Origin of the sequence: Bradyrhizobium sp. ORS 86, from assembly GCF_045571475.1 — a bacterium.
Taxonomy (GTDB): domain Bacteria; phylum Pseudomonadota; class Alphaproteobacteria; order Rhizobiales; family Xanthobacteraceae; genus Bradyrhizobium.
In genome coordinates, this window is sequence record NZ_CP120699.1 from 3,638,365 (window position 1) to 3,661,525 (window position 23,161).

16 protein-coding genes and 1 tRNA gene are annotated in these 23,161 nt (G+C 64.4%); 12 read left to right on the forward strand and 5 right to left on the reverse strand.

Annotated elements, in window-relative coordinates; translation table 11 throughout:
- The first annotated feature begins 63 nt into the window (after positions 1-63).
- The gene (locus tag P6U25_RS16730) at positions 64-2,484 is read left to right on the forward strand and encodes a PAS domain S-box protein (protein WP_407152220.1); all 2,421 of its coding nucleotides are present in this window, start codon (positions 64-66) and stop codon (positions 2,482-2,484) included.
- A gap of 415 nt (positions 2,485-2,899) precedes the next feature.
- Here P6U25_RS16730 and glnA read toward each other — a convergent pair whose 3' ends face one another.
- Entirely contained in the window at positions 2,900-4,309 is a 1,410-nt protein-coding gene (gene glnA, locus P6U25_RS16735; RefSeq protein WP_407152221.1) for a type I glutamate--ammonia ligase, read from the reverse strand.
- 150 nt (positions 4,310-4,459) lie between these two features.
- Positions 4,460-4,798, reverse strand: a complete 339-nt coding sequence (locus P6U25_RS16740; protein WP_011441447.1) for a P-II family nitrogen regulator — start codon at positions 4,796-4,798, stop codon at positions 4,460-4,462.
- Between the two features lie 355 nt (positions 4,799-5,153).
- On the opposite strand from P6U25_RS16740, the gene P6U25_RS16745 reads away from it, so the two are divergent.
- Both P6U25_RS16745 and P6U25_RS16750 read left to right on the forward strand, forming a co-directional pair.
- Positions 5,154-6,659, forward strand: a complete 1,506-nt coding sequence (locus tag P6U25_RS16745; protein ID WP_407152222.1) for an NAD(P)H-hydrate dehydratase — start codon at positions 5,154-5,156, stop codon at positions 6,657-6,659.
- Between the two features lie 147 nt (positions 6,660-6,806).
- Positions 6,807-7,355, forward strand: coding sequence for a flavin reductase family protein (locus P6U25_RS16750; RefSeq protein WP_407152223.1), 549 nt, complete (start codon positions 6,807-6,809; stop codon positions 7,353-7,355).
- Positions 7,356-7,377: 22 nt separating this feature from the next.
- On the opposite strand, the gene P6U25_RS16755 is transcribed toward P6U25_RS16750, so the two are convergent.
- Positions 7,378-8,277, reverse strand: a complete 900-nt coding sequence (locus tag P6U25_RS16755; protein WP_407152224.1) for a LysR family transcriptional regulator — start codon at positions 8,275-8,277, stop codon at positions 7,378-7,380.
- 140 nt (positions 8,278-8,417) lie between these two features.
- On the opposite strand from P6U25_RS16755, the gene P6U25_RS16760 reads away from it, so the two are divergent.
- The 4 genes from P6U25_RS16760 to P6U25_RS16775 all read left to right on the forward strand — a co-directional run bounded on the left by P6U25_RS16760 (position 8,418) and on the right by P6U25_RS16775 (position 13,502).
- Positions 8,418-9,419, forward strand: a complete 1,002-nt coding sequence (locus P6U25_RS16760; RefSeq protein ID WP_407152225.1) for an HpcH/HpaI aldolase/citrate lyase family protein — start codon at positions 8,418-8,420, stop codon at positions 9,417-9,419.
- Complete coding sequence (locus P6U25_RS16765) at positions 9,409-10,608, forward strand: CaiB/BaiF CoA transferase family protein (RefSeq protein ID WP_407152226.1); 1,200 nt, start codon at positions 9,409-9,411, stop codon at positions 10,606-10,608. Before P6U25_RS16760 ends, P6U25_RS16765 begins: the two co-directional genes overlap by 11 nt.
- A 42-nt stretch (positions 10,609-10,650) precedes the next feature.
- Complete coding sequence (locus tag P6U25_RS16770; protein WP_407152227.1) at positions 10,651-12,024, forward strand: LLM class flavin-dependent oxidoreductase; 1,374 nt, start codon at positions 10,651-10,653, stop codon at positions 12,022-12,024.
- A 62-nt stretch (positions 12,025-12,086) separates the two neighbouring features.
- On the forward strand, positions 12,087-13,502 hold the full coding sequence (locus P6U25_RS16775) for an MFS transporter (RefSeq protein ID WP_407152541.1): 1,416 nt from the start codon (positions 12,087-12,089) through the stop codon (positions 13,500-13,502).
- Between the two features lie 62 nt (positions 13,503-13,564).
- Here the strand turns inward: P6U25_RS16775 and P6U25_RS16780 are convergent, their stop codons facing one another.
- The gene (locus tag P6U25_RS16780) at positions 13,565-14,650 is read right to left on the reverse strand and encodes an enolase C-terminal domain-like protein (RefSeq protein ID WP_407152228.1); all 1,086 of its coding nucleotides are present in this window, start codon (positions 14,648-14,650) and stop codon (positions 13,565-13,567) included.
- An 18-nt stretch (positions 14,651-14,668) separates the two neighbouring features.
- Positions 14,669-15,937 (reverse strand): multicopper oxidase family protein, encoded by a 1,269-nt coding sequence (locus P6U25_RS16785; RefSeq protein ID WP_407152229.1) that lies wholly within the window; start codon positions 15,935-15,937, stop codon positions 14,669-14,671.
- Between the two features lie 193 nt (positions 15,938-16,130).
- On the opposite strand from P6U25_RS16785, the gene P6U25_RS16790 reads away from it, so the two are divergent.
- The 5 genes from P6U25_RS16790 (at position 16,131) to lon (ending at position 23,078) form a co-directional block, all read left to right on the forward strand.
- Positions 16,131-16,215: transfer RNA gene (locus P6U25_RS16790), tRNA-Leu, on the forward strand.
- A 164-nt stretch (positions 16,216-16,379) separates the two neighbouring features.
- Positions 16,380-17,741, forward strand: a complete 1,362-nt coding sequence (gene tig / locus P6U25_RS16795) for a trigger factor (protein ID WP_407152230.1) — start codon at positions 16,380-16,382, stop codon at positions 17,739-17,741.
- Between the two features lie 255 nt (positions 17,742-17,996).
- Complete coding sequence (locus tag P6U25_RS16800) at positions 17,997-18,632, forward strand: ATP-dependent Clp protease proteolytic subunit (protein ID WP_407152231.1); 636 nt, start codon at positions 17,997-17,999, stop codon at positions 18,630-18,632.
- 444 nt (positions 18,633-19,076) lie between these two features.
- Positions 19,077-20,351 (forward strand): ATP-dependent Clp protease ATP-binding subunit ClpX, encoded by a 1,275-nt coding sequence (gene clpX, locus P6U25_RS16805; RefSeq protein WP_024506813.1) that lies wholly within the window; start codon positions 19,077-19,079, stop codon positions 20,349-20,351.
- 300 nt (positions 20,352-20,651) lie between these two features.
- Positions 20,652-23,078 (forward strand): endopeptidase La, encoded by a 2,427-nt coding sequence (gene lon, locus P6U25_RS16810; RefSeq protein ID WP_407152232.1) that lies wholly within the window; start codon positions 20,652-20,654, stop codon positions 23,076-23,078.
- The last annotated feature ends 83 nt before the right edge of the window (positions 23,079-23,161 follow it).

Sequence of the window (23,161 nt, forward strand, 5' to 3'; positions counted from 1 at the left end):
GACGTGCCGATCGATCTCCCGGGAGTGCGCCTTCCGTAATTTTACGGACATGGAAGAGGCGGAGTGTCCGACCGAACCGGCCAAGCAGCACGACGGAAAGTCATCGCCCGGCGCCGCCGGTTCCTTGCCGATACTGCCTTCCTTTTCTTTTCCGGTGCTGCGGATCACGATGAGTTGGTTGGGATGAATTTATCGGGCCGCCTGGCGCTCGGGACCATGCTCCCCGTCGTCGTGACCCTGCTCGCGGTGGGAGTCATCCACGGCGTCGCGTCGCCTGGCCTGTTGCTGGCCGCAGGCGCGGTCGGCGCAGTGCTGGCGCTTGTGATGGCCGTAATGATCGGGCGGTCGCTGTCGGCGCCGCTGGCAGAGGTGGCGTGGGCGGTCGAGCGACTGTCTCGCGGCGAGACGGTGCCGATGCCATTGGGCGGCAATCAGGAAACGGCCAGAGGCGCGCTCGACGAGCTGTCCGCGAGATTGGGCACCCGACAGAGCTTGCTGGAGAAGACCGTCGAGAGCATTCGCGACCCGGTGGTCGTTGTCGACCATTGCGGGGCGATCGTGATCATCAACGCTGCTGCGCGCCGATTGCTCGGCGTCGAGCCAGGTTTCAACATCCTGACGGGAGCACAGGCCTTCCGGTGCCAATACGCCGACGATGAGACCGCGATGCCGATTTCGGAGTTGCCTCTGGCGCGTGCGCTGCGCGGCGAACAGGTTGACGATCTCGAGCTGATCGTGAAGCCCCGGCCGGACGAGCAAGGCGTTCGCCTGCTGGCCAATGCCCGCCCATTGCGCGACGACGCCGGCAAGCTTCGTGGCGCGGTCACAGTGCTTCACGACATTACCGCGCGACGACGGGCGCACGAGGCGCTGGTCGCGAGCGAGCAAATGGCGCAGGCCATCGTCAAGACCGCGCTCGATGCATTCGTGCAGACCGACCAGGAGGGAATCGTACTCGACTGGAGCTCGCAGGCGGAAGCCCTGACCGGGTGGACGCGATCGGATGCGGTCGGCCGCAAGGTGGTCGAGCTGGTGTTTCCGGAACAGCTACGGGACGCGCATCGGCAGCGGATCGCCCGCTTCCTGCAGGAGAGCGCGGCTGGCGGCATGGGCATGCGCTATGAGTCCGAGGCGCTGCACCGCGACGGCCATCGGTTCTTCGTCGAAGTGTCGCTAAGCGCGCTGCGCCGTGGCGAGGGCTACGTCATCAACGCCTTTGTGCGTGACGTGACGCAGCGGCGCGCGGCGCAGGAACAGTTGATTCAGGCGCAGAAGATGGAGGCGGTCGGGCAGTTGACTGGGGGCATCGCCCACGACTTCAACAACATGCTGACGGTGATCACCGGCACGATCGAGATCCTCTCCGATGGTGTCAAGGACGCGCCGCACCTGGCCTCGATCGCCAAGCTGATCAGCGACGCCGCCGATCGCGGCGCCCAGTTGACGGCGAGCCTGCTGGCGTTCGCCCGCAAGCAGCCGCTGCAACCTGCCGAAACGGACGTCAATGCTCTCATTGGTGACGTGGTGCGGCTGCTGTCGCAGACGCTTGGCTCGCGCATCGAGATCAGGACCGAGCTCGCCCGCGACGCCTGGCTTGCCTTCGTCGACCGCAGCCAGCTCAGCGCCGCACTGGTCAATCTCGCGATCAATGCGCGCGATGCCATGCCGGACGGCGGCACTTTGATCTTCGCCACTCGCAACATCCAGCTCGGCATTCCCGATGCAGTGGCGCGCGGCGTCGAGCGGGCGGGCGATCACCTTGTGATCGAGGTGACCGATACCGGTACCGGGATTTCACCGACACATCTCGAGAAGATATTCGACCCGTTCTTCTCCACCAAGGATGTGGGGCAGGGCAGCGGGCTCGGGCTCAGCATGGTGTTCGGTTTCGTCAAGCAGACGGGCGGCGGCATCGAAGCGCTGAGCACGGAGGGGCAGGGCGCGACCTTCAGGGTCTACCTGCCCAAGGCCGAGGGCACTGCGCTCCTTCCTGTCGAAGAGACCGACCAGCCGCTCCGCGGCGGCGACGAGACCATCCTGTGCGTCGAGGATGACGACAAGATCCGGGACTACGTCACGGGCCAGCTCGAGGGCCTGGGCTACAAGGTTCTCGTCGCGCCCAATGCCGACGCCGCGCTTGAGATCGCCAATCGCGGCGCGGCGTTCGATCTCCTGTTCACCGACATTGTGATGCCCGGCCGCATGAACGGGCGGCAATTGGCTGACGCGCTGATGGCCGGGCGCCCGGCGCTGCGGGTACTGTTCACCTCGGGCTACAGCGATGGCGCGCTGCCGGCGTCGGGGCGCCCGGGACATGGCCTTCCGCTGCTGACCAAGCCCTACCGGCGCGCTGAGCTGGCGCGGATGCTGCGGCGCTGCCTTGATCTTCAGGTCGACTTTCAGGGGGATCCGGTTCCGCAGCCTTACTCCGTGCAGCCCGATCTGGAGCGCTTCCTGCGCGAGAATCCCCCGGACAAGACTTAGCCCACGGCGACTGACGTTGCCGGGGTGAGCTGACAGGGGCAGTTCCAAGTCCACGTGTCAAATAGCGCGGTGTCATCACCCGCGCATGCGGGTGATCCAGTATTCCAGAGAAGCTGGTGCTTGAACCGACAGGCCGCGGCGTACTGGATGGCCCGCCTGCGCGGGCCATGACGACTGAGAGAGAATGTGCATTCGCATTCTCGCGACGTGATTTGTCCGAGCCTTGCATCTCGTTCCGCCCTCTAGGAAGAAAGTGGGTCAAGTTCGGTCCAGTGCACCCACCAACTTTCGTTCAAAGCGGGTCGAGGACTTCACGCCGGTCCGAACTCGCAATCTCGGATACAGAAACATCGCGCACAAAAACAAAAGGCGCTTCCGACGGAAGCGCCTTTTGCATCTTTGAAGCCGTGACAGCTTACAGCGAGTAGTACATCTCGAACTCGACCGGATGCGGGGTCATCTCGAAGCGCGCGACCTCGGTCATCTTCAGCTCGATAAAGGCGTCGATGAAATCGTCGTCGAACACGCCGCCGTGCTTGAGGAACGCGCGGTCCTTGTCGAGGTTCTCCAGCGCCTCGCGCAAGCTGCCGCAGACGGTCGGGATCTGCTTCAGCTCTTCCTTCGGCAGGTCGTAGAGGTCCTTGTCCATCGCCGGACCCGGATCGATCTTGTTCTTGATGCCGTCGAGGCCGGCCATCAGCATCGCGGCGAAGCCGAGATAGGGGTTGGCCATCGGATCGGGGAAGCGCACCTCGACGCGCTTGGCCTTCGGGTTTGCCGTGTAGGGGATGCGGCAGGACGCCGAACGGTTGCGCGCGGAATAGGCCAGCAGCACGGGGGCCTCGTAGCCCGGGACCAGGCGCTTGTAGGAGTTGGTCGACGGGTTGGTGAAGGCATTGATCGCCTTGGCGTGCTTGATGATGCCGCCGATGTAGTGCAGGCAGGTTTCCGACAGGTCGGCATACTTGTTGCCGGCAAAGGCCGGCTTGCCGTCCTTCCAGATCGACTGGTGGACGTGCATGCCCGAGCCGTTGTCGCCATAGACCGGCTTCGGCATGAAGGTGGCGGTCTTGCCGTAGATGTGCGCGACCTGATGGATGCAGTACTTGTAGATCTGCATCTGGTCGGCCATCAGCGTCAGCGTGTCGAACTTCATGCCGAGCTCGTGCTGGGCCGATGCCACCTCGTGGTGATGCTTCTCGACCTTGACGCCCATCTTGGCCATGGCGCCGAGCATCTCCGAGCGCATGTCCTGCACCGAGTCCTGCGGCGGCACCGGGAAGTAGCCGGCCTTGGTGCGGATGCGGTGGCCGAGATTGCCGCCCTCATATTCGGTGGCCGAGTTGATCGGCAGCTCGGAGGAATCGAGCTTGAATCCGGTGTTGTAGGGGTCGGCCGCATAGCGCACGTCGTCGAACACGAAGAACTCAGCCTCGGGGCCGACGAACACGGTGTCGCCCACGCCCATCGACTTCACCATCGCCTCCGCCTTCTTGGCGATGCCGCGGGGGTCGCGGTTATAGGGCTCGCCGGTGGTGGGCTCGAGCACGTCGCAGACGATGACCATGGTGGTCTCGGCGAAGAACGGGTCGATCGTCGCGGTGACCGGGTCCGGCATCAGGCACATGTCGGATTCGTTGATCGCCTTCCAGCCGGCGATCGAGGAGCCGTCGAACATCTGACCTTCGGCAAAGGTATCCTCTTCGATCATGCTGACGTCGAAGGTCACGTGCTGCCATTTGCCACGCGGATCGGTGAAGCGCAGGTCGACGTATTTGACGTCGTTGTCCTTGATCATCTTCAGGACGTCTTTGGCGGTCTTCATGAATACCCCTTATGGATGTGCGGGTCGGTTCCAGCGATCGGCGACATTATTCCCGCTTTTGGCGAGATGGTGTGACCACTCAAACGAAATCAGGCTGCCGAAGCAGCCTTTTTTCTCTTTTGGGGTCGCAAAATCCGGATAGCATCGGGCTCAAATAGCGTCCAGCCCGGATTCTCCGGTCCGGATGCGGATGGCTTCCTCGATGTTGGAGACGAAGATCTTGCCGTCGCCGATGCGCCCGGTCTGGGCTGCGCGGCGGATCGCGTCGATCGCCTTCTCGACCAGGTCGTCGCCGATCACGATCTCGATCTTCACCTTGGGCAGGAAGTCGACGATGTATTCCGCGCCGCGATAGAGCTCGGCGTGACCCTTCTGCCGTCCGAAACCCTTGGCCTCGGTGACGGTGATGCCTTGCAGTCCGACCTCCTGGAGCGCTTCCTTCACCTCGTCGAGCTTGAAAGGCTTGATGATGGCTTCAATCTTTTTCACTGAGCGCCTCCCGGGCATTGCAGATTGCAGGGTCGTCTTCGATGCGCATGGGGCGCAGTCCGGTTGAATACTAAGGCTTCCGGCGCCGGGCCGGAAACGCGCACAATGGCCGTACAACGTGCCATTGCGAGCGGCTTCCTCAAAAGCAGGGTCTATGCCAGTTTGTCAGGGTCCCCGATTTCGGAACGTTATCAGCCTTTTAACAGGCAATCGGATGATATCGAACCACAATGGGCATGATATCCAAGCCTATGGGATAGGCAATCTGATCAATATGTGTGCAATCGACCGGTCAAAACCCTGCGAACGTCATGGGAATTGCCTCTCGAAAAGGCGAAGAGATTGAGGATTCGGCATGGACGTTCTGACCACTTCCGAGATGGAGCGTGCCGACCGGCTGACCATCGCAGCCGGCACGCCCGGCTTTGCCTTGATGATGAGCGCGGGCCAGGCGGTCGCCGAGGCGGCGATGGACCTGGTCGAGGAGGGGCCGATCATCGTGGTCGCCGGGCGCGGCAACAATGGCGGTGACGGATTTGTCGCCGCCGCTGAGCTCGCGGCGCGCGGCCGCGAGGTCTCGGTCATCTTGCTGTGCGAGCGCGACAGCCTGCAGGGCGATGCCGCGCTGGCGGCGAAGGGCTGGAAGTATCCGGTGCTGCCGTTCAACCCGCAGGCGCTGGGCATCGGCAAGCCGGCACTGATCATCGATGCGCTGTTCGGCGCCGGGCTCAACCGGCCGGTCAAGGGCGATCCGCTGGAGATGATCGCGGCGATCAACGCCAACGGCGCGCCGGTGCTGGCCGTCGACCTGCCGAGCGGCATCAACGGCACGTCAGGCGCGGTGATGGGTGCCGCGGTGCAGGCCGTCGAGACCGTGACCTTCTTCCGCAAGAAGCCGGCTCATCTGCTGCTGCCGGGGCGGATGCATTGCGGCCGGGTGCGCGTCGCCGATATCGGCATCGATCCGCAGGTGCTGGACGAGATCAAGCCGCTGACCGCCGAGAACCTGCCGCAGGCCTGGCGCTGGTCGTTCCCGGTGCCGCGGATGGACGGCCACAAATATGCCCGCGGCCATGCGGTGGTGGTGTCGGGCGATATCGCCTCGACCGGCGCGGCCCGGCTCGCCGCGCGCGGAGCGCTGCGCGCCGGCGCGGGCCTGGTGACACTTGCCTCGCCGCGCGACGCGCTGGCGGTTAACGCCGCGGCGCTGACCGCGGTGATGGTCCGCGCGGTCGACAACCCGATCCAGTTCGCCGAACTGCTCGGCGACAAAAGGCTCAATGCCTGCGTGATCGGGCCCGGTGTCGGCATCAATGCGCGCACGCGCGATTTCGTCCACACCGCGCTGTCGGCGCAGCGGCATCTGGTCCTCGACGCCGACGCGCTGACGAGTTTTGCGAGCGCGCCGGACCGCCTGTTCGAGGCGATCAAGGCTTCCGACGGCCAGCAGGTGGTGCTGACCCCGCATGAGGGCGAATTCCCGCGGCTGTTCAGCGATATCTCCAACAAATATCCCGGCCGGTCCAAGCTCGAGCGCGTCCGGGCCGCGGCCGAACGATCGGGCGCCGTGGTGCTGCTGAAGGGCGCGGACACGGTGGTCGCGTCGCCAGACGGCCGTGCCACCATCACCGCCAACGCGCCGCCCTGGCTTGCCACCGCCGGCGCCGGCGACGTGCTGTCAGGCATCATCGCGGGCTTCCTGGCGCAGGGAGTGCCGGCGTTCGAGGCCGCCGGTATCGGGGCGTGGATGCACGGCGAGGGCGCGGGTGAAGCCGGGCCGGGCCTGATCGCGGAGGATCTGACCGAGGTGCTGCCCGCGGTGTTCCGCCGGATCTATGACGAGTTCGGGATTGAATATTAGACCGCTGGCACTCGCCGAAATGGACGCGGCCGCGCGCACCACGTGCATTGATCGGGCAAACTGAACAAGCGGTTAGATATTTGCGTTTCAGCGATCGATGCGCGTCGCCTATACGTTCCGCGTCGTTGCCTAGCGCGGAACAGTCCGATGATCACATCAACCAGCTCCCTTTCGACAGCCTCCCAGACGGCCGTTCCGCGCATCGATGCCGCGTCGTATCGTGCGGCCATGCGCTATCACGCCGGCGCCGTGGTGATCCTCTCGGCAGGCACGCTCGGGGACAGGACCGGGCTCACGGCGACGTCGGTGTGCTCGCTGTCGGATACGCCGCCGCGGCTGATCGCCTGCGTCAACCGCTCGGCGAGCGCGCATGCGCTGATCCGGCGCACTGCGGCGTTCGGCGTCAACATGCTGCGCGCCGGGCAGGAGGAGCTTGCGAATGTGTTCGCCGGCCGCCGCGGCATCGAGCGCGACGATCGCTTCAGCGGCGCTGAGAGTTGGCTGTCGCTCGCCACGGGGGCGCCGATCCTGAAGAGCGCGCTCGTCGGCCTCGACTGCGAGCTCGTTGGCGAGCACGCGTACGATACCCATTCGATCTTCGTCGGCGAGGTCCGCGCCGTGCATCAGCGCGACGGTGACGCGCCGCTGATCTATTTCGGCGGGCAGTTCTGCGCGCTGGCGCCGCGAGCCGGCTGAGGTCGGCCGGCAGCGCCGGCGCTCAGGCGCGGGCCCTGAACAGCTTCTGGACTGTCGCCGTCAGCGCGCTTGCCGCCGGCGAGAACGATTGTCCCTTCAGCGAGACGATGCAGACGGTGCGCTCCAGCGTTGGATTGACGATCGGCAGCGCCTGCATGGTCTTCTTCAGCGGCCGTGGCAGCGCGATTCTCGGCAGGATGCCGACACCGAGCCCGGCTCCGGCCAGCGCGCTCAGCGTGTGGCTGTGCTCGACCTCGAATTTGATCTTCATCTGCAGATCGCGCACCGCGAGCGCCCGCTCCAGCATCGATCGCAGCGCCGCCGATTTCGAGTTGAGCAGGATCGGATAGGCCGAGAGCTCGGCGAGATCGACCGCGCTGCGCTTGCGGAACGGAAAGGCGCGCGTCGCCAGCGCATAGATCGGGTCCCTGAACAACGGCGCGAACTGAAACTCGGTTGAGCCGTCCATCTCGGGCCCGATGCCGAAATCCGCTTCCCGGCGACGGAGGCAGTCGAGCATGTCCTCGGCCGCAAGCTCCCGCAGGTTGATGTTGATGCCGGGATAGCTCGCCTGGAATGCGTACAGCGCCTGCGGCAGCGCGGTCGCCGCTATGGTCGGCACGCAAGCTAGTGACAGCGTGCCGCGCTGGATGTCGATCACCTCGCGGATCTCGCGCAGCCCGTTTTCCCATTCGCCGAGCGCGCGCCGCGCATGGGTGAGGAGTTGCAGCCCTTCCGCGGTCAATTCGACGCGCCGCGTGGTGCGGTGAAACAGCGCGGCGCCGACCTGATCCTCCAACAGCTTGATCTGCATGCTGACCGCGGACTGCGAGCGGTTGAGCTGCTCGGAGGCCTGGCGGAAGCTCTTGTTCTCCGCGACCGCGATGAACATGTGCAGCAGCTTGAAATTGATCGGCGACATCGATTGGGCTCGGGCTGATTGTTCCGACAAACTGAACTGTTCTTAAGATAATCTCGTTAGAAAGATCAGTGCCGGACATCTAGCATGATTGCATTGGCTGCGGGAGCCGATCCTGCGGCTCCTGCCGAAAAGATGTCCTGATGTCATTCACCATCCTCAAGCCGCGCACCCGCCGTGTCCAGCGCTCCGAGCTCGCGGTGCCCGCGACCTCGACGCACTTCTTCGAGCGCGCCGCGCGTAGCGCAGCCGATTTCATCTTTCTCGATCTGGAGGATGCTGTGGCGCCGGCGCGCAAGCCGGAGGCGCGCGAGATCGCGATCGAGGCACTGAACCGGATCGATTGGGGCAACAAGACGCTCGCGGTGCGGATCAACGGCCTCGACACCGAATGGGCCCATCGCGACATCATCGAGGTCGCCGGCCGCTGTCCGCGTCTCGACCTGGTCATGGTGCCGAAGGTCGGGACCGCATTCGATGTTCGGTTCGTCGATGCGCTGCTGACGGGTCTGGAGCGGGAATTTCCACGTGCGAAGCCGCTCGGCATCGAGATCCTGATCGAGACCACGCTCGGCCTCGCCAACGTCGAGGACATCGTCCAGTCCTCGGAACGGCTCGAGGCTGTGATCTTCGGCATCGGCGACTATTCGATCGATCTGCGGACCTGCGGCGAGATCATCGGCGCATCCGATCCACGCTACGCGGTCCTGACCGATCCGGACCAAGGCGGCAGGCGCCACGCGCACTGGAACGACCAGTGGCATTTCGCGCTGGCGCGGATCGCCAATGCCTGCCGCGCCCACGGCCTGCGCGCGATCGACGGTCCCTATGCCAATTTCGGCGATCCGATCGGATTTCGCGCCAGCGCCGAGCGGGCTGCCGCGCTCGGCTTCGAGGGCAAATGGGCGATCCATCCCTCGCAGCTCGATATTGCCAATGAGGTGTTCTCACCGACCGCGCGCGAGGTGGCGTGGGCGCGCGAGATCATCGCCAAGATCCAGTCAGCGAGTGCAGGCGGCGACGGCGCCTTCGGGCAGGACGGCGTGCTGATTGATCTGGCGGTGCTGAAGCGCGCGCAGGCGATCATCGATCGCCACCAGGCGATTGCCGCCGCGGGCAGGGAGGGAGCGCGCGATGTCGCATGACCCACCGCTTGCGGGAGTACGCGTGCTCGATATCGCGACCTTCGTCGCGGCGCCGTTCTGCGGAACGGTGCTGTCGGATTTCGGCGCCGAGGTCATCAAGGTCGAGCAGCCGGGCACGGGCGATCCGCTCCGCCGCTTCGGCACGCCGAGCGAGTGCGGTGACACCTATGTCTGGCTCAGCGAAGCGCGCAACAAGAAGTCGGTCACGCTCGACCTGCGCAGCGAACGCGGCGCATCATTGTTCCGCGAACTGGTTCGGCAGTCGGACGTGGTGCTGGAGAATTTCAGGCCGGGCACGCTGGAGAAATGGGGCCTCGGCTTCGAGGCGTTGCGCGAGATCAATCCGAAGCTCGTGATGCTGCGGGTCAGCGCCTACGGCCAGGACGGCCCGATGCGCGACAAGCCGGGCTTCGCGCGGATCGCGCACGGGTTCAGCGGTCTCGCCTATCTCGCCGGCGAGGCGGGACGGCAGCCGGTGATGCCGGGCTCGACCTCGCTGGCCGACTACATCTCGGGCCTCTGGGGTGCGCTCGGCGTGCTGCTGGCGCTGCGTCATGCGGAAGCGACGGGAGAGGGGCAGGTAGTCGACATCGGGCTTTATGAATCGGTGTTTCGCCTGCTCGACGAGATGGCGACCGTGTTCGCCAAAACCGGCTTCGTCCGCGAGCGGCTCGGCGCCGACACGGTCAATGTCGTGCCGCACAGTCATTACGAGACCCGCGACGGCAAATGGGTTGCGCTGGCCTGTTCGAGCGACAAGATGTTCGAGCGGCTGGCGGAGGCGATGCAGCGCTCCGATCTCGCGACCGACCCGCGCTATGCCACCATGGCCGCCCGGCTGGGACGGCGCGAGGAGGTCAACGGCATCGTCGCCGATTGGATCGGCGGCATGCCGCTCGCGCAAACCCTTGCGGAATGCGAGCGCCACGACGTGCCGTGCGGTCCGATCTACAGCATCCGCGACATCTTCGACGATCCGCAATATCGCGCCCGCGGCAACATCGCCGAGGTGCCTTCGCGCGCCGGGCCGATCGCCGTGCCGAGCGCGATCCCGCGGATGTCCCGCACCCCACCGCAGTTCAAGCACGCCGGCGTTGCGCTCGGCGCCCATACCGACGAGGTCCTGACCTCGCTTGCGGGAGCATCGGCGGCGATGCTCGCTACGCTGCGCAATGACGGGGTCATCTGAGGTGACCCAATCCTCTTCCTCCTGCCACGAAAGAAAGATGCCATGACCAGGCAGATGAAATTGATCGGCTTCCTGCAGGCCCAGAACTGCTCGAACTATCCGGCCTCCTGGCGTCATCCGGAATCCAAGGCGAACTGGTTCGCGCGCGAATACTACGAAAGCATCGGCCGCACGCTGGAGCGCGGCAAATTCCATCTCGCCTTCTTCGACGACCGGCTCGCAATTCCGGATCGCTTTGGCGACGACTTCCGCGAGACGATCCGCCACGGCGTGCGCGCGGCGAAGCTCGATCCCGTCACGGTCGCGCTGACGATGGGGCTGGCGACGGAGCGTCTCGGCATTGGGGTGACGTACTCGACCACCTATTACGAGCCGTTCCATGTCGCGCGCGTGTTCGCGACGATGGACCTGCTGCTCAACGGCCGCGCGGCGTGGAACGTCGTGACGTCGCTGAACGATTCCGAGGCCGCGAATTTCGGCGCCTCGCAGCATCTCAGCCACGACCTGCGCTACGACCGCGCCGACGAATTCATGGAGGTCGTGCTCGGGCACTGGAACAGTTGGGAGGACGGCGCGCTGCGCTTCGATCGCGAGGCCGGCCTGTTCGCTGATCCGGCGAAGGTGCATCGGCTCGACCATCAGGGACAGTTCTTCCGCTCGCGCGGACCGTTTACGGTGCCGCGCTCGCCGCAGGGGCATCCGGTGATCATCCAGGCCGGCCAGAGCGGGCGGGGCAAGACATTTGCGGCGCGCTGGGGCGAGCTGATCTTCGTGATCTATCCCAACCTCGAGATCGCCAAGAAGCAGTATGCGGACCTGAAGGGGACGCTGGCGAAGGCGGGCAGGGATGTCAGCATCGCGCCGGCGGTCTATCCCGTCGTCGCCGAAACCCAGGCCGAGGCCGAGGACAAGTTCGCCGCGATCAACCGGCTCGCCAAACAGATCGATGCGTTGACGCTGCTGTCGGAGGTGCTCAACTACGATTTCGCGGCAAAGCCGATGGACGAGCCGTTCACGGCAGAGGAACTGCAGTCGATCAGCGGCCTGCAAGCGATCCGCGACCGTGTGGTCAATCTCAGCGGCACACCTAATCCCACCCCGCGCGACTTCGTCCAGTTCAGCGGTCGCGGCACGCTCGCCGAATTGCCGACCTTCGTCGGGTCGCCCGCCGTGGTCGCCGACCAGATGGAGCGCTGGTTCTCCGAAGGCGGTTGCGACGGCTTTGTCGTAGCCGCGACCCACGTGCCGGGCACCTACGAGGATTTCGTGCGGCTGGTCGTTCCGGAATTGCAGCGCCGCGGCCTGTTCCGGCGCGAGTACGAAGGCGACACCCTGCGCGACAATCTCGGCCTGCCGCGGCCGCAGGGCGGACGATCCCACGAAGCGGTGCCGGAGGCACACGCCGCCACCGGATAGCGTCAGCCGAGATATCGGCGCCAACAACGATCAAAACAAAACAAGGGAGGCTTAAAGTGACCATGACGGGCGTCAACGCGGGAGGCCGGCTCGACCGGTTGCCGATCGCTGGATTCCACTACCGGATCTTCGCGCTGATCGGAGCCGGACTGTTTGTCGACGGCTTCGAGATATTCCTCGCCGGCAGCATTCTGGGAGCGTTGGTTCAGTCCGGCTGGTCGGACCTCGAGCACAATGCGCGCTTCATCTCCGCAACCTTCGTTGGAATGCTGATCGGCGCGTGGCTGGCGGGCGTCGCCGGCGACCGCTTCGGCCGCAAGTTCGCCTACCAGGCCAATCTCCTCATCTTCGGTCTGAGCGCGCTGGCGGCGACCCTCGCGCCGTCAATGAACTGGCTGATCGGGGCCCGCTTCGTGATGGGCCTCGGTCTCGGCGCGGAGATCGTGGTCGGTTACGTCGTGCTCAGCGAATTCATCCCGCCGCAGCAGCGCGGCCGGTGGGGCGCGGCGCTCGCGACCTGCACCAACGGCGCGCTGTTCGTCGCAACCCTGGTGGGCTGGGCCGTCATTCCCCATCTCGGCTGGCGCTGGATGTTCGCGCTGTGCGGGATCGGCGCGATGATCGTCTGGTTCCTACGGCGCTCGCTGCCGGAATCGCCGCGCTGGCTGGAAACGCAGGGCCGCAGCACAGACGCCGAAGCGGTGCTCTCGGCGATCGAGCAGGAGATCGGCAAGGGCAAGCCGTTGCCGACGCCGGCCTACCAGCCGGCCCCCGTTCAGCCGGACGTCCGGTTCACGCGGCTGTTCTCGCGCGCGCTGCTCGCGCGAACCATCGTGGGCTGCCTGATCCTGATCGGGCTCAACACCGCGGTTTACGGCTTCATCGCCTGGATACCGACTTTCTTCGTCAAGCAGGGCATCAACCTGTCGTCGTCCCTGGGCTACACCATGCTGATGACGCTCGGCAGTCCGTTCGGGACGCTGACCGGCATGTGGATCGGCGAGAAGATCGATCGCAAGCCGTCGCTGATCGTGCTGTCGCTCATCGCAGCCGGGCTTGGGCTGATCTATCCGGTCTTCATCAATCCGACCGCCTTTGTCGTGATCGGCTTCCTGCTGGTGTTCACGGTTGCGGTGATGCTGGCGCTGGCCTGGGGGCTCTATATCCCCGAGTTGTTCCCGACTGAACTCAGGATGCGCGGCTCAGGCATCTGCAACACCGCCGGACGCCTGATGTCGATCGTGACGCCGTTCATCGTGGTCGAGCTGTTCACCCGGTTCGGCGTCACCGGTGTCGTATCCGTGGTGGCCGGGTTGCTGGTGTTGCAGGCGATTGCGGTGGCCGTTCTCGGCATCGAGACGCGCAAGCGTCCGCTGGAGGAGCTGCGGCCCGAGGTGATGGACAGCGGGGCCTCACGCGCGCAGGCGCATGGCACTCTGCAACCGAGCGCCGGCGGGATCACGGCCGGAGGGGATTAGACGCTGCGTAAGCGTTCGAGACGCTAAAGCGCGATGAGATTGAGTTGAATCGCCATCGCGCTTTAGCTCACCAGATACTTCGCCACCGCGGGCTCGTTCCATTCGATGCCGAGGCCCGGACCGCGCGCGGTGACAGCGCCATCGACGATCTCGGCGGGCTTCGCCAGGATCGTGCCGGCGAAGTCGAGGAATTCCAGCCAATGCGCGGTCGGCGTCACCGCGAGCAGATGCGCGCTGACCTCCGCGAACAGGTGGCTCGACATCGAGATCGAGGCGGCGTCGGCCTGGCCCGCGACCTGCAGCCAACCGGTGACGCCCCCGACCTTCATCACGTCGGGCATGATGAAGTCGGAGGCGCCGGCCGCGATCGCCTCGGCAAAGCCGCGCGGAAACCACCAGTTCTCGCCGGCCTGGATCGGTGTCGGCGAGGTCTCGCGAACCTTGGCATGGCCGGACAGGTTTTCCTGCGGCACCGGCTCCTCGATCCAGTGCAGATCGTAGGGGGCAAGGCGCGCGATGCGGCGCGTCGCTTCCGCTGGATCGAGCGACTGGTTGAAGTCGATCATCAGCGCGATGTTGGGGCCGAGCAGGGCGCGCACGCCCTTGACCACGCGTTCGTCGTTGGCGGCATCTCCGTCGCCGCCCTTGATCTTGATGCCCTTGAAGCCCTGGTCGAGCGAGCGGCGCAGCGCGCGCTCGTCCGCTACCGGATCGACCGCGCCGTAGCTGTCATAGGCCCTGATCGGCTTGGTGCCACCGCCGAGCAACTCGGCAAGCGGCCGGTCGGCCAACTGGCCGAGCACGTCCCAATAGGCCATGTCGAGGCCCGACACCGCCATGCCGACCAGGCCCTGCCAGCCGAGCAGGCGAAACTTGGCGTCCATCGCCTTCATCAGCTCGAACGGGGCGACTGGCCTGCCGATGAGATCGCGGCCGATCTCCTCGATCAGGTAGCACAGAGGCTTAAGCGTGAGCTTGGTGTAGGCGAAGATGTAACTGCGGCCGGTCACACCCTGGTCGGTTTCGACATCGATCAGAACCAATGGGCCGGAATCAATCACGCCGAAGGCGTTCTTCACCGGGCGCTTGAGCGGCACCACGACACTTCGCGCCCGGACTCCGCGAATCGCGGCAACTGTCTGACTCATGGTCGTTTCCCCTCTTTGCTATTGGACACTGTACCATCGGAGCAGCCGTGGCGCGGCCCAATCGGCCGCGGTGGCCTCGATCAGATAGCGTCCCGGGTATTCGGCAAGGAAGGCGATGCGCTGGGTCTGGCCGGGCTCGATTGCGAGCGTATCGAGCCAGAACGGCTTCCAGCCGTCGTCGAGCCGATCCAGCAGCCGGACATGATGGCCGTGCAAATGGAAGACGGTGGTCATTGTGGCGCGGTTGGTCAGCGCCAGCACGACCGGCCGGCCGGCTTTCGCCTGAAAGGCCGGCGCGGCGGATGGCTTGAAATCGACTGGCCGGACCCAATCGGCCGGAGTACCGAGTTCGAGGCTGACCCGCTGGGCGTTCTTGAGATCGATCTGGGCGGGCAGGTCGTTGCCCGGAAGCGGTGGGGCAGGCGGAAACGGCGCGGAGCGGAGCGGCGGCTCCGCCGAGACAACCAGCTTGCCCAGCGGCCGGGCTTGCTGGCCGTCGTGGAGCAGGATGGGGAAGCTCGTTCCTGCGGGCCCCGCGACATCGACAAAGACGTCGGTGCGATTCCCCGGCGCCAGCATCAAGGCGCTGTTGCGGGCCGGGAACGGCTCGGCCGGCTGGCCGTCGATCCCCATCACCCGGACCTCGAGGTTCTCCAGCTTGACGGCCAGCACGCTGCGCGGGCTTCCGTTGATGAACCGAAGTCTGAGGCGGGCATTCGAAGGAGCCGAGATGTTGAGCGAGGTTTGCCCGTTAATTGTATGAATTATCGTCGTATCTTGCGGATCCGTTCCGGGCGAGATCGCCGTTCCATCCTGACGCAGCCGCCACTCCTCGATCAGCAGGACATGGTCGCGATCCACCGCAACCGGCGAGCTGCTGTCGACGATCAGAGCGTGCGGCCGTGCGGGCATGGCGGCGCCGTCGCCGAGCAGGCTTGCGCCCCAAAGGAAGGTTCCGGCATGCCGCAGCGGAAGCTGGAAGGTATCCTTGGCAGCCGGTGGGAGCGGCGCCCGGGACGTCAGCGGCTCGGCCGCCGGCACACCGTCGAGCCCGTGGCAATCGAGCACGGCTGCCACCGGCAGCTCGTTGCTGAAGGCGACATCGAGCACCTCGCCGCGCTTGAACCGGAGGTCCCCGTTGCCGAATGACCAGACCGGCGTTTGCGATGCTCCGGGACGAAGCGAGATGCGGTCTGGCCTGGCCTGTAGCGCGACGGCCGTGCGGCCTTGCGCCGCGCCGACGGCCGGCAGGGCTGGTCCAAGCGCCGCGGCGCCGAAAACGGTCATGAGGCGACGGCGGGTGAGGGGGAGATCGGGGCTTGCCATTCGGCCGATGCGGACCATTTTCAACTCAGTCTGTCCACCCGCGAAGGGTCGCAGGCGGCTATGCAAAAGCGCCGATTTTTTTGCTGCGAACCGGCGGGCACATGCTATAAGCCCGGCCGCCCGCGGCATCGCGGTCGGATGGGATGCTTTTCACGCGGGCGTGGCGGAACTGGTAGACGCGCTGGATTTAGGTTCCAGTGACGAAAGTTGTGGGGGTTCGAGTCCCTCCGCCCGCACCAAGCGCTTACAGCGTTTGCATGACGATTCCTTGGAGAACCTTGAGCCTTATCGAGGCCGCGGGTTCGCCGAACCACCGGCGTCAGGCTGCGAGGCCGCGTCGACTTGATTGAACACTGCCACGGCCCGCGAGGTTCGTGGCCGAAAGCGGAAGAAGATTGATACCATGCAGGTCACCGAGACCCTCAACGAGGGACTGAAGCACGAATTCAAGATCAACGTTCCCGCATCCGATCTCGATGCCAAGGCGGACGCCAAGCTGGTCGACCTCAAGGACAAGGTCCGTCTCAACGGCTTCCGTCCCGGCAAGGTGCCGGTCGCCCATCTGAAGAAGATCTATGGCCGCTCGGTGATGGCCGAGACCATCGACCAGACCATCAGCGACACCAACCGGAAGATCTTTGAAGATCGCGGCTTCCGCCTTGCGGGCGAGCCGAAGATCACGATGCCGACCGGGAAGGCCGCGGTCGACGATCTGCTCGCGGGCAAGACCGACCTGACCTACACCGTGGCGATCGAGGTCGTGCCGCCGATCCAGCTCGCCGACTTCAAGACCTTCTCGGTCGAGAAGCCGGTGGTCGATGTCGCCGACGCCGACGTCGATGACGCCATCAATCGGATCGCCGAAGGCAGCCGCCCCTACAGCGCCAAGGCCGAAGGTGCGAAGGCCGAGCAGGGCGATCGCGTCACCATCAACTTCAAGGGCACCATCAACGGCGAAGCCTTCGACGGCGGCACCGGTGAGGGCATCCAGGTCGTGATCGGCGCCAGCCAGTTCATCCCGGGCTTCGAGGACCAGTTGATCGGCATCGGTGCCAACGAGACCCGGACGCTGAAGGTCTCGTTCCCGAAGAATTACCTGAATGACAAGCTCGCCGGCCAGCCGGCCGAGTTCGAGACCACCGCAACCCTGATCGAGGCGCCGGGCGAGACCAAGATCGACGACGACTTCGCCAAGACGCTCGGCCTGGAGTCGCTGGACAAGCTGAAGGAACTGATGCGCGAGCGCCTGAAGGGCGAATTCGCCGGCGCCACCCGCCAGCGCGTCAAGCGGGCGCTGCTCGACCGCCTCGACGAGAGCCACAAGTTCGAGGCGCCGCCGTCGCTGGTCGAGGAAGAGTTCAACCTGATGTGGAACTCGATCAAGGCCGAGATGGATTCGTCCGGCAAGACCTTCGCCGACGAGAACACCACCGAGGAGGCGGCCAAGGAGGAGTACCACAAAATTGCCGACCGCCGCGTCCGCCTCGGCCTGGTGCTGTCGGAGATCGGCGAGAAGAACAAGATCACCGTGACCGAAGACGAGGTCTCGCGCGCCGTGATCGAGCGCGCACGCCAGGTGCCGGGCCGCGAGAAGGAAGTCTGGGACTACTATCGCAGCAACGCCCAGGCGCTGGCCCAGCTTCGTGCCCCGATCTACGAGGACAAGGTCGTCGACTTCATCCTGGAGCTCGCCAACGTGACCGAGAAGAAGGTCACCAAGGAAGAGCTGTTCAAGGACGACGACGCCGAGAAGACCGCCGCTTAGACTCCGTTTCGAATTCGAGCATGATCCTTTCATATCATGCTCGAATTCCGGCACCTCGCGTTAATGATGAATGGCGAAAGCGCGCCGGCGACGGGTCCCTGTCGCTAGGCGCGACCGGTCGAATCGGCTTGAACTTCGACCTGCCCAATTGGCTAGTACCGGTCTTGTCGGCCGGAAATTGGTCTATATCTGGATTAAGCTTGAGCTGACTGGTTTAAGCTCCGTTCTGCATCACCCCTAACCCCTGGGTTTTCCATGCGCGATCCCGTTGAAACCTACATGAACCTTGTGCCGATGGTCGTCGAGCAGACCAATCGCGGCGAGCGCGCCTACGACATTTTCTCGCGTCTCTTGAAGGAGCGCATTATCTTCGTCACCGGTCCGGTCGAAGACGGCATGTCGACCTTGATCGTGGCGCAGCTTCTGTTCCTCGAGGCCGAGAACCCGAAGAAGGAAATCTCGATGTACATCAACTCGCCGGGCGGGGTGGTGACGTCGGGCCTTGCGATCTACGACACGATGCAGTTCATCCGTCCGCCGGTATCGACGCTGTGCACGGGACAGGCGGCCTCGATGGGTTCGCTGCTGCTGGCGGCTGGTGAGAAGGACATGCGCTTCACGCTGCCGAATTCACGCATCATGGTCCACCAGCCCTCGGGCGGCTTCCAGGGCCAGGCCACCGACATCATGCTGCACGCGCAGGAGATCCTGAATCTCAAGAAGCGGCTCAACGAAATTTATGTGAAGCATACCGGCCAGACCTACAAGGCGATCGAGGAGGCGCTCGAGCGCGACAAGTTCCTCACGGCCGAGGATGCGAAGGCATTTGGCCTCGTCGACAAGGTTATCGACAAGCGGCCGGATGACCCGGCCACCGCGAAAGCCGCGTAAGTCAGGGCAGGCATCCCCTGGCGTCGGTGTGATTTCCACATTGACGCCTCACATAAGCGGCAAACAGCACGACGGACCATGCCCGTAAGCGCGGGTGCAAGGGCAAAGGTTCCGCTTTCGTGCTCATGTGCCGAAGTGGTAATCCCGCAACGTTCCGTGGATTTCGACGGCTATTCCGCGCACGGAGCCTGGAAATCACGGTATTGTCACGGTCTTGAGCTGGCCGCCCGATTAGCGAATTCTTGATAGTCGGGTGCCAGCATGGTTGGCTGTGACGTATCGGCTATGATCGCGGGAGATTCGAAAGCACCGTGATTCGCACGGTCAAGACAGCGTAGGGTCTTTTTTGGTACGGAATTTGCTCTATCTACCCTTGAAGCTCCGGTTTTGTGCCGGACTGGGTCGATCTGGCAAACGAGATCGAACGGCGGACGGAGATAATGAATGAGTAAGGTCGGCACGAGCGACTCCAAGAACACGCTATATTGCTCGTTCTGCGGCAAGAGCCAGCACGAAGTCCGCAAGCTGATCGCGGGACCGACCGTCTTCATCTGCGACGAATGCGTTGAACTCTGCATGGACATCATCCGCGAGGAGAACAAGTCCTCGCTGGTGAAGTCGCGCGACGGCATCCCGACGCCGAAGGAAATCTGCAAGGTGCTGGACGATTACGTGATCGGCCAGAGCCACGCCAAGAAGGTGCTGTCGGTCGCCGTCCACAACCACTACAAGCGGCTGAACCACCAGACCAAGCACAACGACGTCGAGTTGGCGAAGTCGAACATCCTGCTGATCGGTCCGACTGGTTCGGGCAAGACGCTGCTCGCTCAGACGCTGGCCCGCATCCTCGATGTTCCCTTCACGATGGCCGATGCCACGACGCTGACCGAGGCCGGCTACGTCGGCGAGGACGTCGAGAACATCATCCTGAAGCTCTTGCAGGCGGCCGACTACAACGTCGAGCGCGCGCAGCGCGGCATCGTCTATATCGACGAGATCGACAAGATCAGCCGCAAGTCGGACAATCCCTCGATCACCCGCGATGTGTCGGGCGAGGGCGTCCAACAGGCGCTGCTGAAGATCATGGAAGGCACGGTCGCGTCGGTTCCGCCGCAAGGCGGCCGCAAGCATCCGCAGCAGGAGTTCCTGCAGGTGGATACGACCAACATCCTGTTCATCTGCGGCGGCGCGTTCTCGGGACTGGAGAAGATCATCTCGGCGCGCGGCCGCTCGACCTCGATCGGTTTCGCGGCGCAGGTGCTGGCGCCGGAGGATCGCCGCACCGGCGAGATCTTCCGCCACGTCGAGCCCGAGGATCTCCTGAAGTACGGTCTGATCCCGGAATTCGTCGGTCGTCTGCCGGTCGTCGCAACGCTGGAAGACCTCGACGAGACCTCGCTGAAGAAGATCCTCACCGATCCGAAGAACGCGCTGGTGAAACAGTACCAACGGCTGTTCGAGATGGAGAACATCGAGCTGACGTTCGCCGACGAGGCACTTGGCGCGGTCGCCCGCAAGGCAATCGAGCGCAAGACCGGCGCGCGCGGTCTGCGATCGATCCTGGAGAGCATCCTGCTCGAGACCATGTTCGACCTCCCGGGCCTGGAAGGTGTCGAGGAAGTCGTGATCTCGCGCGAAGTGGTCGAGGGAACGGCCCGTCCGCTCTACATCTACGCGGATCGCTCCGACCGCGCGGTGGAGAGCAGCGCGAGCGCCTAGCGCGCGCAACGCCGATCTGACCAAAAATGACGCGGCTGCCGGCTCATCCGGCAGCCGTTTTGGTATAGCCGCAAATGTCTGTTTAGCCTGAATTTTCCGGCGTTTCTCGTACTTGACACCCCTGTGCCCGATAGCCACCTAATGCTATCGGTGACGATGCTCGATGTGTCGAGATTCGTCGCTTCACGAGACGGAGGAGGCGGCTGCTGACGGTCATCTGTTCCGATCACCAAGGCACCTTGTGGCGGTTGCGCGAGCAGGCGGGCTGCGTGCAAGGGGGCAAAACAAAAGGATTAGGCCATGACGACTTCCAAACCCCGGCCAACGATCGTTCACGGCGAAAGCCACTCCTATCCGGTGCTGCCGCTCCGCGACATCGTCGTCTTCCCGCACATGATTGTGCCGCTCTTCGTCGGCCGCGAGAAATCGATCCGCGCGCTCGAAGAGGTGATGAAGAACGACGCACTGATCATGCTCGCGACGCAGAAGAACGCGTCCGATGACGATCCGGCACCCGATGCAATTTACGAGACCGGTACGCTTGCGAGCGTCCTGCAACTCTTGAAGCTGCCCGATGGCACCGTGAAGGTGCTGGTCGAGGGGCTCGAGCGCGCGCGCGTCGAGAAATATACCGATCGGAGCGAGTATTACGAAGCGGCCGCGGTCGCGCTGGCCGACACCGACGCCAACTCGGTCGAGGCCGAAGCGCTGGCGCGTTCGGTGGTGTCCGACTTCGAAAGCTATGTGAAGCTGAACAAGAAGATCTCCGCCGAGGTGGTCGGCGTGGTTCAGGCGATCACCGATTTCGCCAAGCTCGGTGATACCGTTGCCTCGCATCTCGCGGTGAAGATCGCCGATCGGCAAGCGATCCTGGAGACTTTGTCCGTTACGCAGCGCCTGGAGAAGGTGCTGGGCCTGATGGAGAGCGAGATCTCGGTGCTGCAGGTCGAGAAGCGCATCCGCTCGCGCGTCAAGCGCCAGATGGAGAAGACCCAGCGCGAGTATTACCTGAACGAGCAGATGAAGGCGATCCAGAAGGAGCTCGGCGACGACGAAGGTCGCGACGAGCTGGCCGATCTGGAGGAGAAGATCTCCAAGACCAAGCTCTCCAAGGAAGCACGCGAGAAGGCGCAGCACGAGCTGAAGAAGCTGCGCCAGATGTCGCCGATGTCCGCGGAAGCGACCGTCGTGCGCAACTATCTGGACTGGCTGCTGTCGATCCCGTGGGGCAAGAAGTCCAAGGTCAAGAAGGACCTCGAGGCCGCGCAGGCGGTGCTGGACTCCGATCACTACGGGCTCGAGAAGGTCAAGGATCGTATCGTCGAGTATCTCGCGGTGCAGTCGCGCGCCAACAAGCTGACCGGACCGATCCTGTGCCTGGTCGGGCCTCCCGGCGTCGGCAAGACCTCGCTCGGCAAGTCGATCGCCAAGGCGACGGGTCGCGAGTTCGTGCGCGTCTCGCTCGGCGGCGTGCGTGACGAGGCCGAGATCCGCGGTCACCGCCGCACCTATATCGGCTCGATGCCCGGCAAGATCATCCAGTCGATGCGGAAGGCGAAGAGCTCGAACCCGCTGTTCCTGCTCGACGAGATCGACAAGATGGGCGCCGATTTCCGCGGCGATCCGTCGTCGGCGCTGCTTGAGGTCCTGGACCCCGAGCAGAACTCGACCTTCAACGATCACTACCTGGAGGTCGACTACGACCTGTCCAACGTGATGTTCATCACGACCGCGAATACGCTGAATATTCCCGGCCCGCTGATGGACCGCATGGAGATCATCCGGATCGCCGGCTACACCGAGAACGAGAAGGTCGAGATCGCGCGCAAGCACCTGATCCCGAGCGCGCTCTCTAAGCACGGTCTGGACTCCAAGGAATGGTCGATCGACGACGCGGCCTTGCTCCTGATGATCCGCCGCTACACTCGCGAAGCGGGCGTGCGCAACCTGGAGCGCGAGCTCTCCACGCTGGCCCGCAAGGCGGTGAAGGAGCTGATGATCTCCAAGAAGAAGTCGGTCAAGGTCACCGAGGCGAACATCGAAGAGTTCCTCGGCGTTCCGAAGTACCGCTTCGGCGAGATCGAGAGCGAGGATCAGGTCGGTATCGTCACGGGCCTTGCCTGGACCGATGTCGGCGGCGAGCTGTTGACCATTGAAGGCGTCATGATGCCCGGCAAGGGCAAGATGACGGTCACGGGCAACCTGCGCGACGTGATGAAGGAATCGATCTCGGCGGCGGCGTCCTACGTCCGCTCGCGTGCGATTACCTACGGCATCGAGCCGCCGATGTTCGACCGGCGCGATATCCACGTTCACGTGCCGGAGGGCGCAACGCCGAAGGACGGTCCGTCCGCTGGCGTCGCGATGGCCACCGCGATCATCTCGGTCATGACCGGCATTCCGGTCCGCCATGATGTCGCGATGACCGGCGAGATCACGCTGCGCGGCCGCGTGCTGCCGATCGGCGGTCTGAAGGAGAAGCTGCTGGCCGCCGCGCGCGGCGGCATCAAGACGGTGCTGATCCCGGAAGACAACGCCAAGGATCTCACGGAGATCTCCGATGCGATCAAGGGCGGCATGGACATCATCCCGGTCTCACGGCTGGATGAGGTCGTCGCCAAGGCGCTGGTCCGCGTGCCCGCGCCGATCGTGTGGGAAGAGGAGACCAAGGTCGACGTCAAGCCCGACGCTTCCGATGAGGCGGCCGGCGGCCTGACGGCGCACTGAGCGAGCTCCGATAGAAGCAATCAAACGGCGCCTTCGGGCGCCGTTTTTGTTTTGATGGTGTCTTCGTCCAGCGTGTCCCGTCC

Excerpts from the sequence above, each read along its gene's own strand:
- glnA (WP_407152221.1), bottom strand. The coding sequence starts at position 4,309 with ATGAAGACCGCCAAAGACGTCCTGAAGATGATCAAGGACAACGACGTC.
- P6U25_RS16745 (WP_407152222.1), top strand. The coding sequence starts at position 5,154 with ATGGACGTTCTGACCACTTCCGAGATGGAGCGTGCCGACCGGCTGACC.
- P6U25_RS16750 (WP_407152223.1), top strand. The coding sequence starts at position 6,807 with ATGATCACATCAACCAGCTCCCTTTCGACAGCCTCCCAGACGGCCGTT.
- P6U25_RS16755 (WP_407152224.1), bottom strand. The coding sequence starts at position 8,277 with ATGTCGCCGATCAATTTCAAGCTGCTGCACATGTTCATCGCGGTCGCG.
- P6U25_RS16760 (WP_407152225.1), top strand. The coding sequence starts at position 8,418 with ATGTCATTCACCATCCTCAAGCCGCGCACCCGCCGTGTCCAGCGCTCC.
- P6U25_RS16765 (WP_407152226.1), top strand. The coding sequence starts at position 9,409 with ATGTCGCATGACCCACCGCTTGCGGGAGTACGCGTGCTCGATATCGCG.
- P6U25_RS16770 (WP_407152227.1), top strand. The coding sequence starts at position 10,651 with ATGACCAGGCAGATGAAATTGATCGGCTTCCTGCAGGCCCAGAACTGC.
- P6U25_RS16775 (WP_407152541.1), top strand. The coding sequence starts at position 12,087 with ATGACGGGCGTCAACGCGGGAGGCCGGCTCGACCGGTTGCCGATCGCT.
- P6U25_RS16780 (WP_407152228.1), bottom strand. The coding sequence starts at position 14,650 with ATGAGTCAGACAGTTGCCGCGATTCGCGGAGTCCGGGCGCGAAGTGTC.
- P6U25_RS16785 (WP_407152229.1), bottom strand. The coding sequence starts at position 15,937 with ATGACCGTTTTCGGCGCCGCGGCGCTTGGACCAGCCCTGCCGGCCGTC.
- tig (WP_407152230.1), top strand. The coding sequence starts at position 16,380 with ATGCAGGTCACCGAGACCCTCAACGAGGGACTGAAGCACGAATTCAAG.
- P6U25_RS16800 (WP_407152231.1), top strand. The coding sequence starts at position 17,997 with ATGCGCGATCCCGTTGAAACCTACATGAACCTTGTGCCGATGGTCGTC.
- clpX (WP_024506813.1), top strand. The coding sequence starts at position 19,077 with ATGAGTAAGGTCGGCACGAGCGACTCCAAGAACACGCTATATTGCTCG.
- lon (WP_407152232.1), top strand. The coding sequence starts at position 20,652 with ATGACGACTTCCAAACCCCGGCCAACGATCGTTCACGGCGAAAGCCAC.